A 229-nucleotide genomic window follows, 5' to 3' on the forward strand; every position below is an offset into this window, starting at 1 on the left:
GTGTTATTTCAACACCACCCATTCCTGAGAATGATTCTAAACCGCCAGTTAATAAGATAATCGATGCTGTTGCTGTACAGATAATAATGGTATCGATAAAAACTCCGAGGATTTGTACATAACGTTGTGAAGCAGGATGTGGCGGATAAGGCGAAGCGGTTGCAGCTGCATTAGCTGCGCTACCCATACCCGCTTCATATGAGAATAAGCCACGTTGAACACCTGTCAT

General features: G+C 43.7%; 1 protein-coding gene. It reads right to left on the minus strand.

The annotated features are described in order from the left end of the window. Window positions 1–229, minus strand: a 229-nt coding sequence (locus tag V6255_RS18350; protein ID WP_341629417.1) for an alanine:cation symporter family protein, incomplete at both ends; no start/stop codon positions are given.

Source organism: Psychromonas arctica (assembly GCF_038155225.1).
Classification (GTDB): Bacteria; Pseudomonadota; Gammaproteobacteria; order Enterobacterales; family Psychromonadaceae; genus Psychromonas; species Psychromonas arctica_B.